General features: G+C 40.9%; 12 protein-coding genes. 8 read left to right on the top strand and 4 right to left on the bottom strand.

All coding sequences use genetic code 11. The features are described 5' to 3' along the window. Window positions 1-75 precede the first annotated feature (75 nt). The gene (locus VFM80_RS08220) at window positions 76-498 is read left to right on the top strand and encodes a helix-turn-helix domain-containing protein (RefSeq protein ID WP_395071344.1); all 423 of its coding nucleotides are present in this window, start codon (window positions 76-78) and stop codon (window positions 496-498) included. Continuing rightward, entirely contained in the window at window positions 485-772 is a 288-nt protein-coding gene (locus VFM80_RS08225; RefSeq protein WP_395071345.1) for a hypothetical protein, read from the top strand. The genes VFM80_RS08220 and VFM80_RS08225 overlap by 14 nt, the downstream gene beginning before the upstream one ends. A gap of 134 nt (window positions 773-906) precedes the next feature. Here the strand turns inward: VFM80_RS08225 and VFM80_RS08230 are convergent, their stop codons facing one another. Next, complete coding sequence (locus VFM80_RS08230; RefSeq protein WP_395071346.1) at window positions 907-1,473, bottom strand: NUDIX domain-containing protein; 567 nt, start codon at window positions 1,471-1,473, stop codon at window positions 907-909. A gap of 63 nt (window positions 1,474-1,536) precedes the next feature. Between VFM80_RS08230 and VFM80_RS08235 the strand changes: the two genes are divergently transcribed. The 3 genes from VFM80_RS08235 to VFM80_RS08245 all read left to right on the top strand — a co-directional run bounded on the left by VFM80_RS08235 (window position 1,537) and on the right by VFM80_RS08245 (window position 6,248). Continuing rightward, the gene (locus VFM80_RS08235; protein ID WP_395071347.1) at window positions 1,537-2,130 is read left to right on the top strand and encodes a CDP-alcohol phosphatidyltransferase family protein; all 594 of its coding nucleotides are present in this window, start codon (window positions 1,537-1,539) and stop codon (window positions 2,128-2,130) included. A 5-nt stretch (window positions 2,131-2,135) separates the two neighbouring features. Further along, window positions 2,136-3,089, top strand: coding sequence for a signal recognition particle-docking protein FtsY (ftsY, locus tag VFM80_RS08240; protein WP_395071348.1), 954 nt, complete (start codon window positions 2,136-2,138; stop codon window positions 3,087-3,089). A 219-nt stretch (window positions 3,090-3,308) separates the two neighbouring features. After that, window positions 3,309-6,248 (top strand): CHAT domain-containing protein, encoded by a 2,940-nt coding sequence (locus VFM80_RS08245; RefSeq protein ID WP_395071349.1) that lies wholly within the window; start codon window positions 3,309-3,311, stop codon window positions 6,246-6,248. A 49-nt stretch (window positions 6,249-6,297) separates the two neighbouring features. Here the strand turns inward: VFM80_RS08245 and VFM80_RS08250 are convergent, their stop codons facing one another. Together VFM80_RS08250 and VFM80_RS08255 are read right to left on the bottom strand one after the other, a co-directional pair. Then, window positions 6,298-7,923 (bottom strand): M28 family peptidase, encoded by a 1,626-nt coding sequence (locus tag VFM80_RS08250; RefSeq protein WP_395071350.1) that lies wholly within the window; start codon window positions 7,921-7,923, stop codon window positions 6,298-6,300. A gap of 26 nt (window positions 7,924-7,949) precedes the next feature. After that, window positions 7,950-8,693: a segregation and condensation protein A gene (locus VFM80_RS08255; RefSeq protein WP_395071351.1), complete on the bottom strand. Its 744-nt coding sequence runs from the start codon at window positions 8,691-8,693 to the stop codon at window positions 7,950-7,952. Window positions 8,694-8,790: 97 nt separating this feature from the next. On the opposite strand from VFM80_RS08255, the gene VFM80_RS08260 reads away from it, so the two are divergent. Then, window positions 8,791-9,330, top strand: coding sequence for an RNA polymerase sigma factor (locus VFM80_RS08260; protein WP_395071352.1), 540 nt, complete (start codon window positions 8,791-8,793; stop codon window positions 9,328-9,330). 100 nt (window positions 9,331-9,430) lie between these two features. Further along, window positions 9,431-10,216 (top strand): tetratricopeptide repeat protein, encoded by a 786-nt coding sequence (locus tag VFM80_RS08265; RefSeq protein ID WP_395071353.1) that lies wholly within the window; start codon window positions 9,431-9,433, stop codon window positions 10,214-10,216. Window positions 10,217-10,239: 23 nt separating this feature from the next. Here the strand turns inward: VFM80_RS08265 and ppk1 are convergent, their stop codons facing one another. Then, window positions 10,240-12,480: a polyphosphate kinase 1 gene (ppk1, locus tag VFM80_RS08270; protein WP_395071354.1), complete on the bottom strand. Its 2,241-nt coding sequence runs from the start codon at window positions 12,478-12,480 to the stop codon at window positions 10,240-10,242. A gap of 92 nt (window positions 12,481-12,572) precedes the next feature. On the opposite strand from ppk1, the gene ruvB reads away from it, so the two are divergent. Continuing rightward, window positions 12,573-13,589, top strand: a complete 1,017-nt coding sequence (ruvB, locus tag VFM80_RS08275) for a Holliday junction branch migration DNA helicase RuvB (protein WP_395071355.1) — start codon at window positions 12,573-12,575, stop codon at window positions 13,587-13,589. Window positions 13,590-13,690 lie beyond the last annotated feature (101 nt).

Genomic DNA, 13,690 nt, shown 5'->3' on the forward strand with positions numbered 1-13,690 from the left:
TAGCAACTAATGTGAAATTATTTGTAATTTAACATTTAGTAATACCAATTTTTACTCATTCAATCTAGAGACTTAATGCCTAAAAAAATCGGAGATCTTACCCTCTATTCGGTTGATGATCTGCACGGACAACTCGGAATTTCAAAAATGACGCTTCGAACGTACTTGCGTGAAGGCCGAATTCGTGGTCGAAAACTGGGCGTGAGTTGGTACGTTACGGAAGAGGCTATCCGGGAGTACTTTGATGAGCCTCAACCTGAATCCGATTCAACCCAAAAGAAGAAAAAAAGAGGGAAACAGTACCGGTATATTGTGCAAGGTATTAACGATCTCGTAAGTGAGACTGAAGAATGCGAGACCATTGACGAGGTTATTCAGATTTTGAACGAACAAGCTATTATTAGTTTATTTCAGGTTCGCGTGGTGAATCGAGAAACGGATGAGATCACAGAAATTATTAAAGCGAGAGATTTTTTAGACAAATATGCTAACACTTAAAGACACCGGTTTGGAGGAATTCTCATTTGGAGAAGACTCTGATGACAAATTCTACGTATTGGTAAATAAGAAGATCAGTCCGGAAGGAATTGATGTAGAGAGACTGAGCAAAGCTAACCCCATGAAGTTTGATTCCGTTCTTAATGAAATGGGCTGTATCCTCATGCTCAACGGAATTGAAGTTGCGGAACTCTGTATGCGCGGTGAACTGGATAATGAGAACCTCCACGAGAGCATGTTTGAGCTGTGTAAGGATGAAGGGCTTATTTCTTAGTTAAATGCTTTTTCTAAGTCATTCCCGCGAAGGCGGGAATCTGCAAAGTTTTTCAACAATAATTTTATGCCTTAGCTACATCAAGATCCCTGCCTTCGCAGGGATGACCATATTCAGCAAAATCTTTGGAGGTATTAAATATTAAAAGGTCCGCTTTCTTTCCACCACTCCCATGCCCGCAACAGGCAAATGACTGTCTTTCCATCGTTGATCTCTCCGGAGTGAACCATATCCACCGCTTCTTTGAAAGGAATTCGTTCTTTGGTCACAAACTCATCGTCATCTACTTTTTGGGAAACTGATTCCAGATTCCAGGCGGTGTAAATATGTATAACCTCATCGGAATAACCGATACCCGGATAGAAATGACCTACATAAGCAAAATCACTTGTAGCTACCCCGGCTTCTTCTTGTAATTCACGTAAAGCGGTATCATCCTGTGATTCACCCGGATCGATTTTGCCTGCCGGAACTTCCCAGAATATCTGGCCCATAGGGTAGCGAAATTGTCGTATCATCATGATGTCTCCGTTTTCAAAAACCGGCACAACTGCGCATGCACCCGGATGTTTGATCCATTCCCTTGACGAAACAGACCCGTCGGGCAGCTCAACTTCATCGTAAAAAACATGCAACAGTTTTCCTTTAAAAACTTCCTTTGAATCAACTGTTTTCTCTACCAGTAATTTATGATCGTTCATATTGGTTTATGTACTACAATGACTGTAAATTCGGGTGGGTAATATCGCAAATAAAAACAAGGTTTGGCTAGCATAACGCAAAATATAGACGGGAAGAAAGTTAAAGTTACCGGTCGGGTATTTACCTGGTCGAATACCATCTCTTTTTCCCGGATTCTGGTGGCTTTTCCTGTAGTGTATCTGCACTATCAAAATGATTTTCAGTTTAATACTACCATTTTGGCTTTTATAATCTATGGAGCTTTTTCAGATTACCTGGACGGCTACATTGCCCGAAAAACCAATACTATTTCTGAGTTGGGCAAGATGATCGACCCTATTGCAGACAAGCTTTGTGCTTTGGTTCTTTTTATTTATACCGTTTGGATTGGATGGATCCCTTTATGGTTTCTGGTTTTAGCAATTGTAAGAGATGTTCTCATAATGATGGGCTCTTATTACATCAAAAAGAAATATGACAAGGTAGCCATGGCTATCATGTCGGGGAAGATCTCGGTAAATGTTTTAGCCCTTTATTGGATCTCTGTTTTCTTTTTTCCTGAATCACAAAATACCCACCTATTTTTAATGGCATGTTCAGTAACTTTAATGGTCATATCTTGGATCGATTACTTTAACCGCTACCGCTTGATCATGCGCGGAGCAGAATTCAATTAGTTTATATGGGATTTCTCGAAAAATTAGGACTTAAAAAGAAAGAGAAGCTTGACGAAGGCGTTGAGAAAAGCAGGGATGGCTTACTCAATAAGATCGGGAAGGCCTTTGTTGGGAAAGATACTGTTGATGATGCAATCCTCGATGACCTTGAAGAGATCCTAATCACCTCCGATGTTGGGGTTAACACCACCATCGAGATCATCAAGAAGATCGAATCCCGTGTTGCTAAAGATAAATATGTAACTCAGGATGAGCTGCAAATTATGCTTCGCGAAGAGATCGTGGATCTTCTTGAAGATAACGCTCCTGATAAACCCGCTGAATTTGAAGCGGATTTCCCGATAAAACCACATATCATTTTAGTGGTTGGGGTAAATGGCGTTGGCAAAACAACGACCATTGGGAAGCTGGCACATCTCTATAAAAAAGCCGGCAAAAAAGTAATCATGGGAGCCGCCGATACCTTCCGCGCTGCTGCTGTAGATCAGCTTAAGATCTGGAGCGAACGCGCTGATGTCCCTATCATTCAGCAAGGTCAGAACGCAGACCCCGCTTCGGTTGCTTATGATACCGTTGCAGCAGCCAAAGCCCGCGGGTCGGATGTAGCCCTGATCGATACCGCCGGACGGCTTCACAACAAAAAAGCCTTAATGGAAGAACTTGCCAAGATCAAAAGGGTGATGGGAAAAGTTGTGGAAGGAGCTCCTCATGAAGTGATTTTAGTTCTTGATGCCTCCACCGGACAAAATGCTTTACAACAGGCACGAGCTTTCACTGAAACCGTTGCCATCACCGGGCTGGCGCTCACCAAATTAGACGGCACCGCTAAAGGCGGAATTGTCATAGGCGTATCAAACGAATTAAATGTACCCGTGAAATATATTGGTTTGGGAGAGCAAATTGAGGATCTACAGGTATTTGACAGGGCTAATTTTGTAAATGCTTTATTTGGAGAATAGCTCTGTTCCTACCGTCACTAACTTCCCTCTGTGCCCTTTCCTCCATCATCATCTCCTCCCTCTTGCTCTTTGTCATCATTACTATTCAATCTGATCTTAGAAATATAATTATGATGTGATTTCATATACCGAAAATTATTAAAGTTGTTTGTTTTAGAACCTTAAACAAAAAACTATATATTGGGTCAAATAACAAGCGTATAGCAGTAATTAAAGGCAATGAAATTTTTCACTACTCTAATACTATTGCTTTCTTTCGGGATATTTTCTGCACCTAAAGCACAAGATATTTTTGAAACTAAAACTGATCCTGATCTGCTTTATACCAAAGGCAATGAACTTTATTCCAATGGGGAATACCAGCAAGCCCGGCCATATTTTTTACAAGCAATTGAAGGCTTCTTGTCTAACGGTGATTCACTAATGTGGATGAAGTCTTCTTTAGATTATGGGGAAATGCTTGTCGATATCGGTTCGGTTGAGGAGGGGCTTGAGGTTTTCCGAATGATTGAAAATAACCAAACTCGTTCAACCTCTGATTCTTTAAGAATAATTGCAAAAAATAACCTTGGTTGGGCCAATCGAAAGCTTGAAAACTATAGCTTGGCAAGAGATCACTATGAGGCAGCTATAAAATTAGCAGAAGAAAGTGACGATTCGTTGTCAATTGCCAGGATCAGCAATAATATCTCTTATACCTACTTGTATCTCGATGATTATGAGACGGCTCTCTCTTATCAGAGAAAAGCAAAAGAAATGTATGAGAAACTTGGAGATACATACCGGCTTTCTTTTGTTCTGAATGGGATCTATCTCACTTTATCCAATATGGGTCTGGACAAAAAAGCGGAGCCCTATATCCGTCAAAGTGTTGAAATAAGAGAAGAACTTAATAATGCGAAGCTGTTGGATATTGCCTATCACAACCTGGCCCGGAATTTTGATCGATTAGGTAAAGCTGACAGCTCGATCATCTATTATCAAAAGTCATTAGAGTTATCCCGCCAGCTTGAAAACCCATTCGATATCACTCAAACTTTATTGAATATCGGTAATATATACCAGAGATCCGGGGATAATGAAAATGCCCTTTTATATTACAATGAAGCATTAGGGTATAATCACATCACAAATCGCTCTGCTTCTATAGCGGCAAACCTGTCTCTAATAGCCGGCATTATCGCTTTGGAGGGTGATTATGTAACTGCAGAATCATTTTTAAAAGAAGCATTGTCTCTCTTGGATGCTTCTTCCAGCCCTTCCAATTTGGCTGAAATTTATCATGAGTTAGCGGCCCTGGAACTTTCCCAAAACAATCTTGATGAAGCACAAGAATATGTGCATAGTGCCTTAGAATTAGGACAAGAAAAACAACTACGCTCTGTTTTGTCTGACTCTTATGCTTTACTCGGTGAAATTTATAGTAAGAAAAACGAATTGAATACAAGTCTTCAGAGTTATAAAAGATCCTATGATCTTCGTTCCAAAGAAATGATATCAGCCAGTATATCCTCAACTATTGACCTGGCCCGGGCCTATCATCGTGTAGGATCTGACAGTGCTTTCTATTTTGCCCGGCAAGCCTTTGGAAGCATAGATTCTTTACGAACCAATGTGGCAGGACTTACATTCAGGGCGGGATTTTTCAGAGATTATGCACGTTTTTATAATGAAGTTGCTTCGTGGTTTTTAACTCAAAGGAATAACCCTGAAAAAGCCTACGCACTCATAGAATCTGCAAAAGCTCGGGTTTTAATGGATGAGTTAGCTGTGGCTGAAGAAAAACTCTTCCAAAATCTTGATGAGACCACATTGATCAAAAAGCAGCAAATGGCAAAGCAAATTGATCAATTACATCGTCAGATCAACGAGGCTGAAACTTCTCAAGAAAAAATTGAGCTGAAGAATCAACTCAAGAATCTGGAATTTAGGTATGAGGGATTTTTAAATGAAATGAGACTAATGATCCCGGAGTGGAAACAATTTAAATATCCCAAACCGATGTCATCTTCAGAGGTCATGGACTTGCTTGATAAACAAACAGCCATACTTGAGTATGGGTTCTCGGGTTCTAAACTGATTCGCTTTGTTTTAACAGAAGATCACATAACTGCCACTGTTATTGATTCCGTTGAATCACGTTCAGCAAAAGAATTTTTTAATACCGAGATAAAGATACTTCGGGATCATATTACTAATCAGAATTCTACTCAGCTTATTAACTTAACTTCTGAGATATTATACCAACATTTGATTCCTGATGATCTTTTTTCTAAAGAAAATAATATTACCCAATTCGTTGTCATTCCTGATGGGAGCCTGTCCTTTTTACCGTTTGAAGTTCTATTTACCGGAAAAGAGTATTTAATTGAAAAGTTCAATGTAAAGTATCTCCCATCAGCTTCAATTTATCCTCTTATAAATTCTCCGCATCGCATCACCAAAAATGATCTGTTAGCTATAGCCGGATCCGGTATTGATGTTGGGGATCTGGGGGAAAAAACGAGTTCTCAAAGTAATCTCGCGTCTCTGCCTGCCACACTTTTAGAGGTTGACTCCATAGCTGTTAATTTTCAAAATGCTAAAATCCTTAAAAATGAGAATGTGACTGAAGCCTCTTTAAAATCGCATAATCTTGCAGATTACAGATTCATTCATTTCGCAACTCACGGGCACATTGATGAGATCAATCCTTCTCAGAGTGGCCTTATTCTTTCCAGGAAAATGGATGTGGAGTCACTATTTGGAGAGGATGGGTTTTTAAACAGTTCTGAGATATCAGGATTAAACCTGAACTCTGATCTCGTAACCCTAAGCGCCTGTAATACCGGTATGGGTAAAATTATAACCGGAGAAGGATTGTTGGGACTACAACGATCATTTTTGTCTGCCGGCTCTTCTGCAGTGATAGTCAGCTTATGGAATATTTTTGATCAAAGCACCTCTTTGTTCATGTCTGAATTTTATCAGCAAATGCTTAAATATAAACAGGAGGATTATGGTTTATGGAATCAAACTCTGGATTGGTTCGGCCTTTATGAACATCCCATTTTTGACTATAAGGCAAAAGCCCTTAAAAGTGCAAAATTAGCGCTCATCGAACATCCCTACTACAATCACCCTGTACATTGGGCTCCATTTATTTTAATCGGGAAATAGGCCTCAAAAAAGTTTAAAGCCTTTTTTGTTTACTTAGTGACCAGAGGTTTTATCTTGGCTGAACCTGAGTTTTCTCAATAAACTCCTGGTTGTCCACAACGGGGCGATCCGGAGAGTTAGCTAAAAGAGCTGTTAGGTTATAAACCAATCGGGTTCTCTTAAGTAATGGTTCAAAGGTGATCTTTTCGATATGATCCTGAGGCCGATGATAATCTTCATGAGTTCCATTGAAGAAAAATACAAAAGGAACACCCAACCGTCCAAAGTTCCAATGGTCGCTTCTTCTGTAAAACTGATTTGGGTCATTCAGGTCATTATATCGCTTACTGAGCGTAAGGTTTGGCCCCATTTCATTCGCTACCCTTGTAAGGCTGTCCAATCCCGATGAGATGATCTCTCCACCTATGACGTAAACATAGCTGCTATCGTTTATATGCTCTTCGTCTACGCGGCCTATCATATCCATATTGATATTTGCCACCGTATTTTCAATTGAAAAAATAGGATGGTCAGAATAATAACGGGAGCCCAGGAGACCTTTTTCTTCTCCTGAAACATTTAGAAATAGCACACTTCTCTTCGGTCCTGCTCCTCTTGCTTTAGCTGAAGCCAGAGCTTGTGCCGTCTGAAGCGTTGCAGCTGTTCCACTTCCATCATCATCGGCACCGTTATAAATATTATCGCCGGTAGAGTCAGGTCGGCCTATTCCAACATGGTCATAATGAGAACTTAATACTACAACCTCATGCTTTAGACTCGGGTCGCTTCCCTCCAGGAACGCCACCACATTTTTAGTCACCACAATATTTTCATTGACCACCGGATTATGATCAAGTTTAAAATTTAATTTTCTTGGCTCAAAAGAAGCCGGTTCATTTATAATTTTTTGCTGTATCTCGTCTAACGACCCTGTATTTTCCACTCCTAATAAACTCTTTGCCAATTCCGGATGGATTCGATTAAACGCAGGAGCCATTCCATCTCCATCTTCCTGCAGATATTTTAATGTCAATCCACGACCCATTCCAAAGTTTGAGCTTCTGTTATCTGCTTCAGCTTCAAAATCTTCTACATCTGTTCCTACTAACATAATGGCCCCTAAAGCATCACCTGAAAGCGCTCTTTGCAAATAATTCATGTTGGTATTCTCCTGATCATACATTACAAAGAGCCATACTCCATTGTCATCCTCCGGATATTGATTGATTCCTTCTTCTTCATCAAACATACCGGCACCGGCAAAAACAATGGGGCCGCTCAATGAATCACTTCCCCCAAAGATGGTTACTATGTTAGATCTTTGGTTCGTATTATGAGTTGATCTGTCTAAAATGCTGCCATCCATGGTATTTGTTAAACGGTAGCTGATCTCTTCTGTAGCAGGCTGAATAAGTTCATAATTCTGAAAGTAAGAATTGTCATCACCCACCGCTTGCAAACCCATTTCCTCATAGCGTTTGGATAAAAATCGGGCGGCTTTCTCTTCACCTATGGTCCCTGTTTCTCTTCCCTGCAAGGAATCGTGAGCCAATACTGCCAAATCATTATAAAGCCCTTCGATGGTTATTTCATCCGAAAATTCATAGATATCGGGTGGAGGTGTTTCGGATCCTTGGTTAAATACGCTGCATGAAGCAAGAAAAGTTACTGACAGGAGTAGAATTATTTTATTCATTGGTATTGTGGTAAATATGGGTTGGATTATGCGCCTATAATTTCATCTACAGGCTTTAGGTCTATATAAAATTTAGTGGGGTCATCATCTTCTAAAAATAAATTTATCTGCTGCTCTTTTATCATCTCTAAAACTGCAAGAAACGTAACAACTACATAGATCTTATTCTTAAGAGTTGAACAGACCTCCATGAATGTTTGCTTACCATACTCTTGCAACCTGTTCAGTACAAACTCGGCTTGTTCCTCAACCGTAGTGCTGACCTTCTCAACGTGATGAACAATGTTTTTACGCTCAATATCCTGCAGCACTTTTTTGAACGCAGCTATCAGGTCGAACATGGTAACATCCTGAAGAGCTTCTCCGGTAGCCTGCTTCTCTACTATATCTGCCTCAGGATAACCCCTCATGTATTTTTTGCGGGTCTCTTCGTCCATGTCGGCCATTTTTTCCGACATCTCCTTATAGCGCTTATATTCCAAAAGACGCTGAACAAGTTCATAACGGGGGTCCGACTCGTCCAATTCGTCGTCTTCAGAATCCTCCCGCGGCAGCATCATTCTTGCCTTGATGGACATAAGCATACTTGCCATCAGTATAAATTCACTTGCTACATCCAGATCAAGTTCCTCAAGTACATGCACATACTCCAAAAACTGCTTTGTGATATAAGAAATGGGGATATCATATATATCCAACTCATCTCTTTTTATAAAGAAAAGAAGCAGGTCGAGCGGTCCTTCAAAATTGTTTAATTGAACTCGATACATATACTAAAACTACACAGTTAAGAACTAAATTTCTTTATTTTCTTTTTCACACCGAATGTTATTTTAGAACTTCTTCTAAGTTAGCATAATTAATGGCATGGATTATTCGAAATTTGTAAAAGCTGTATTGGAGAATGACCAACCTGTTATCAACAAACAGGTTAGAGTAATCACGGCTGTGCTTATTAAATTTCTAACTGTTCGCCTCGATGCCTTGTTTGAAGATGCTCAGGATTGCGCACAAAATACGCTCATGATCGCTATCGAAAAGATCCGAAATGATCAATTAAACAACCCGGATGTTATCATTAACTACCTTTTTACCACTTCAAAACATGAGTATTTTAAGCTCCTTTCCAAGGAGCGTGAAGTGAATTATGAGGACCTTCCTGAGCATCAATTCAATAAACCTGACCAGCTAGATCGTCTTGTAGATAATGAGAAAATGAGCATCTTAAAACGTTGCATGGAGGCTCTAAAGGCTGATTATAAAAGTTACATAGAATACTGGTTTCAAAATCCTGATTACGAAACTTCTGTTGTTGCGGAACACTTTGGGATCTCTGTGAATAATGCCTGGACCAAAAAACATCGGGTAATAAATGTGCTTAAAGAATGCTTCGAAAAAAAATTTTAAATTTAAGTGTAAGGAATTCCATTCTCATCGCTCTTACTTATAGAGTTCAGAATGTATTTGAAGAATACATTCTGTTCCGGTTTGAATAAAAACAATTGTAATGGATAAATCGAGAGAAATAGAAATCAAACAGCGTATCGATGCCTACATAAAAGGGCAGCTTGAAGAGGATGAAATTCAAGAACTTTGGAATGAGTTTGCAAAAGAGCCTGAATTACTAGACTTGCTTGAATTAGAAGTAAATCTGAAGGCATTGATTGAAAGAAAGACCAATGCATCACACATTAAGAAACTCCCTTCCTGGACATGGCATGCTGTAGCAGCAGCCGTGTTGCTGATAGTTGCATTGGTTCAGTTATTTCGCGTTGAAACCCCAACTGCCCTTGATCAATTTGTAATACAGCAGATCAACCCGAGTGAGATGGAATATGCTAATGGAATACGGTCTGAGAACCTAAGTATAACTACAGCTGACTCCCTGCTTAATCTCGGGTTCCAGGCTGCTATCTCCGGAGATGAAGAACGAGCTCTTGAGCTTTTTAATGAGGTTATCGATAATTTTGATGAAGAACCCTATGGCTCAAAAGCATTTTTAAACAAAGGCATCCTGCTTTACAATGATTCCGATTACAAGTCGGCCATTTTAGCTTTCAGAGAAGCTGCTGAGAGGGTTGAAAGCAGTCGTATGATCACCGAAAAAACATATTGGTATCTTGGTAATGCTTTGGTGAATGTTGGAGAGCTTGAGGCTGCTCACGAAGCGGTATTTCAAGCCTATCAAATTAATGGCGTTTTCCGAAGCCCAGCATTCCGGTTATTGAAGAAACTAAGTAACGATCTTGGCATTTCAGACTATGAAGACCTCAACATCCCGGAATTAGACTAGAGCAGATCAGAATGAGTATGTTTTTATTCTGCTTTCGGGATCGGCTCTTCGGATTCTTTCATATGATTCATCAGAAAGTCATGGGCGCTCAGCTTGGATTTTCCTTTCTCCTTTTTAGCCCGGTCATAGCTGCCATCAGCATTCAGTATCCAACGCTGCTTGTTGTCATTGAAATAGATATTCAGCACAAACTGCATATATTTTTTTAGTTTCTCATTTTCGATAGGAGCAATGGCTTCAACACGTGCATCTAAATTTCTGTGCATCCAATCAGCGGAACCTATGAAGTATTTATGTTCACCCCGGTGATTAAAGTAATAGATCCTCGAATGCTCCAAATATCGCCCGATAATGGAGTGAACCGTTATGTTCTCACTCATTCCCTCCACTCCGGGAATTAACCGGCACACACCCCGAACTATCAAGTCTATATTAACTCCGGTATCGGAAGCCTCATAAAGTTTTTGAATAATCACCGGATCTTCCAAACTGTTCATCTTAGCAATGATACGCGCAGGCCGGCCTTCTCTGGCTTCATTGATCTCAAACTCGATCAGCTCATTCATTTGCTTGCGCATGTGATTTGGTGCAACCAATAATTTCTCAAAGGTCTGATCCGGGGCATATCCGGTTAAAAGATTGAACACATCAGTCACATCTGAACCGATCTGTTCATCACAAGTAAAAAGCGCCAGATCTTCATAAAGCTGTGCGGTATCAGGGTGGTAATTTCCGGTTCCAATATGGCAATAGGTGCGCAGCCCGTCACTTTCTTCACGGACAACCATGGTCATCTTGGTATGAATTTTAAGCCCCGGAATTCCATACGCCACGTGTACCCCGTAATTCTCAAGTTTCTGAGCCCAGTTAATATTACGCTCTTCATCAAAACGAGCTTTGATCTCCACAAGTACCGCCACCTGCTTCCCTTCTTCCGCCGCATTCATCAAAGAGTGCATAAGGGGCGAATCTTTCGAAGTCCGATACAGTGTTTGTTTGATAGCCAGCACTTTTGGATCACGGGCTGCTTCTTCAATAAACCGCTGCGTGGAAAGTTCAAAACTGTGGTAGGGATGATGCACCATGAAATCCCCGCGTTTTATTACTTCAAATATACTGGGGATCTCCTCTTCCGGGTTATGCTTAAGCGCAGGGTGCAATACGGGCGTCCAGCTCCTTTCCTTGAGGCGATTAAAACCACTTAAGCTTGCAATGTCCATCACATCAGCCAAACCAATGGTCCCCTTCATCTCATACACATCGTTCCAATTGATATTCAGGTTCTTGATCAGATACTTTTTCAGATGCTTCGGCATTTTTGTATCAATCTCAAGCCGAACGATCTCTGCAAATTTACGCTCCCGCAGTTCATCTTCAATGGTCTCAAGCAGGTCTTCAGCTTCTTCTTCATTTCGATCCAACGACGCATTGCGTGTCACTCTAAAAATGTGGGCAGAGATCAGCTTCATCCCGGGGAAAAACTGTATCATCTTTTCCCGAATAATATCTTCGATCGGCACCAGGATCACTTTATTTCCTTTGCGATGCACCTGTACAAACCGGTTTCGGTTTGACGGGATCTTCAGACGAGCAAAGGATTTTTCTTTCGTTCGGGGATTCATCAACTCGATGGCAAATGAAAGGCTTTTGTTGGAAATAAAAGGAAACGGATGCGACTCATCTACTGCCAGCGGAGTTACAATGGGATATATCTGTTTTTGGAAATACCGGTCGCTTACACTCTTCTGATAATCCGTAAGGTCTTTATATGATTTTATCTCTATTCCTTTACCTGAAAGCTTTGGTAACAGGTCATCAAAAAAGCAGCTCCGATACGACTCTATCATATTATGAACTTCATGACGCACCGCTTTTAGCTGATCGGAAGGCGTCATTCCATCTACTGAAAGTTCTTTAACTTCAGCCAACAGCTGTCTTTTCAGTCCGCCTACACGCTTTTGAAAGAATTCATCCAGATTGGAACAGACAATGGAGAGAAACTTGATCCGCTCCAGCAATTTATTCTTTTCATTTTGCGCTTCGGCCAATACCCGCTCATTAAATTTCAGCCAGCTTAACTCATAATTGAAAAAGTACTCGCTCCCAAAGATCTTCAAATTGCTGGAGCGCAGATCTTTATGCATGCCCTTTTGCTTCAGGATCTCATTCTTTTTGGAATTTGCCAGTTTCTTGGCAAACTTAGATTTTTGGCCCGACGTAGTATCAAAAGTAACTTCATCCGGTGATAGCGATGACTTTTTCATGAGTACCTTAAATTAATTAGCATACATAATTAGTATTAAAACTAAGTATAATTACATTAACTTAGCGTAAACATTCAGACGAATTATATAACGTGAATAACCCGCTTTTAAATCCCGAAGAAAAAGAAGAAGTTTTTGAACAGACGGTTCGTCCGGGCTCCCTCCAGGAATTTATTGGGCAGAAAAAAGCTATTTCCAATCTTTCTGTATTTATAAAAGCGGCCAAACAGCGGGGTGATGCCCTTGATCATGTGATCCTTTCCGGTCCTCCCGGCTTAGGGAAAACAACCCTCTCTTATATTATTGCCAATGAAATGGGCGTGAAAATTCGGCCGACTACAGGACCTGTTCTTGAAAAACCGGGCGATCTTGCAGGAATGCTAACGAATCTGGAAGAAGGCGATGTGCTTTTTATTGATGAAATTCACCGGCTCAATCCTGTGATCGAGGAATACCTTTACTCCGCTATGGAAGATTATAAGCTGGACATTGTTATCGATTCCGGCCCTAATGCCCGCAGTATTCAGATCGAGTTGAACCACTTTACGCTGGTGGGTGCCACCACGCGAAAGGGATTGTTGACGGCTCCGCTCCGTGCCCGTTTCGGGATTGATATGCGGCTGGATTATTATGATGTGGAACTGCTTCAACGTATTGCGTTGCGTACGGCTGATATTATGGGCTTGGAGATCACGGAGACAGGAGCACATGAAATTGCCCGGAGAAGTCGCGGCACTCCTCGGATTGTAAACAAACTGCTCCGCCGTACCCGCGATTTTGCCCAGGTAGATAATGTAGAAACCATCGACGAGAAAATTGCTGATAAGGCACTCAATGCTCTCGATGTGGACCAAAACGGCCTGGATGAAATGGATATCCGCATCCTCAAGGCCATCATCGAAAACTATGATGGCGGCCCGGTGGGTTTAAGCACATTGGGCGTAGCCGTGGGGGAAGACAAGGGAACCATTGAAGAAGTATATGAGCCGTTCCTTATCAAAGAAGGTTTTATGCAGCGCACTCCCAAAGGACGGATCTGTACAAAAAAAGCGTATCAGTATCTAAGCATCGAGCCCGGCAAAAAGGATGGGGATTTATTTAGTTCATAGCTTTTTTCTCCTCAAATATTTTTAACTTTGCGACCTTTATGATCCGCTTTATATTTGCGCATCCATTTTCCTAACCGAAAGCACCTTATTACTCAGAATAT

The organism is Gracilimonas sp., from assembly GCF_035704785.1.
Lineage (GTDB): Bacteria > Bacteroidota > Rhodothermia > Balneolales > Balneolaceae > Gracilimonas.

Bases quoted from the DNA above. Each gene is read 5' to 3' on its own strand.
- VFM80_RS08220 (WP_395071344.1), top strand. From the start codon at position 76: ATGCCTAAAAAAATCGGAGATCTTACCCTCTATTCGGTTGATGATCTG.
- VFM80_RS08225 (WP_395071345.1), top strand. From the start codon at position 485: ATGCTAACACTTAAAGACACCGGTTTGGAGGAATTCTCATTTGGAGAA.
- VFM80_RS08230 (WP_395071346.1), bottom strand. From the start codon at position 1,473: ATGAACGATCATAAATTACTGGTAGAGAAAACAGTTGATTCAAAGGAA.
- ftsY (WP_395071348.1), top strand. From the start codon at position 2,136: ATGGGATTTCTCGAAAAATTAGGACTTAAAAAGAAAGAGAAGCTTGAC.
- VFM80_RS08245 (WP_395071349.1), top strand. From the start codon at position 3,309: ATGAAATTTTTCACTACTCTAATACTATTGCTTTCTTTCGGGATATTT.
- VFM80_RS08250 (WP_395071350.1), bottom strand. From the start codon at position 7,923: ATGAATAAAATAATTCTACTCCTGTCAGTAACTTTTCTTGCTTCATGC.
- VFM80_RS08255 (WP_395071351.1), bottom strand. From the start codon at position 8,693: ATGTATCGAGTTCAATTAAACAATTTTGAAGGACCGCTCGACCTGCTT.
- VFM80_RS08260 (WP_395071352.1), top strand. From the start codon at position 8,791: ATGGATTATTCGAAATTTGTAAAAGCTGTATTGGAGAATGACCAACCT.
- VFM80_RS08265 (WP_395071353.1), top strand. From the start codon at position 9,431: ATGGATAAATCGAGAGAAATAGAAATCAAACAGCGTATCGATGCCTAC.
- ppk1 (WP_395071354.1), bottom strand. From the start codon at position 12,480: ATGAAAAAGTCATCGCTATCACCGGATGAAGTTACTTTTGATACTACG.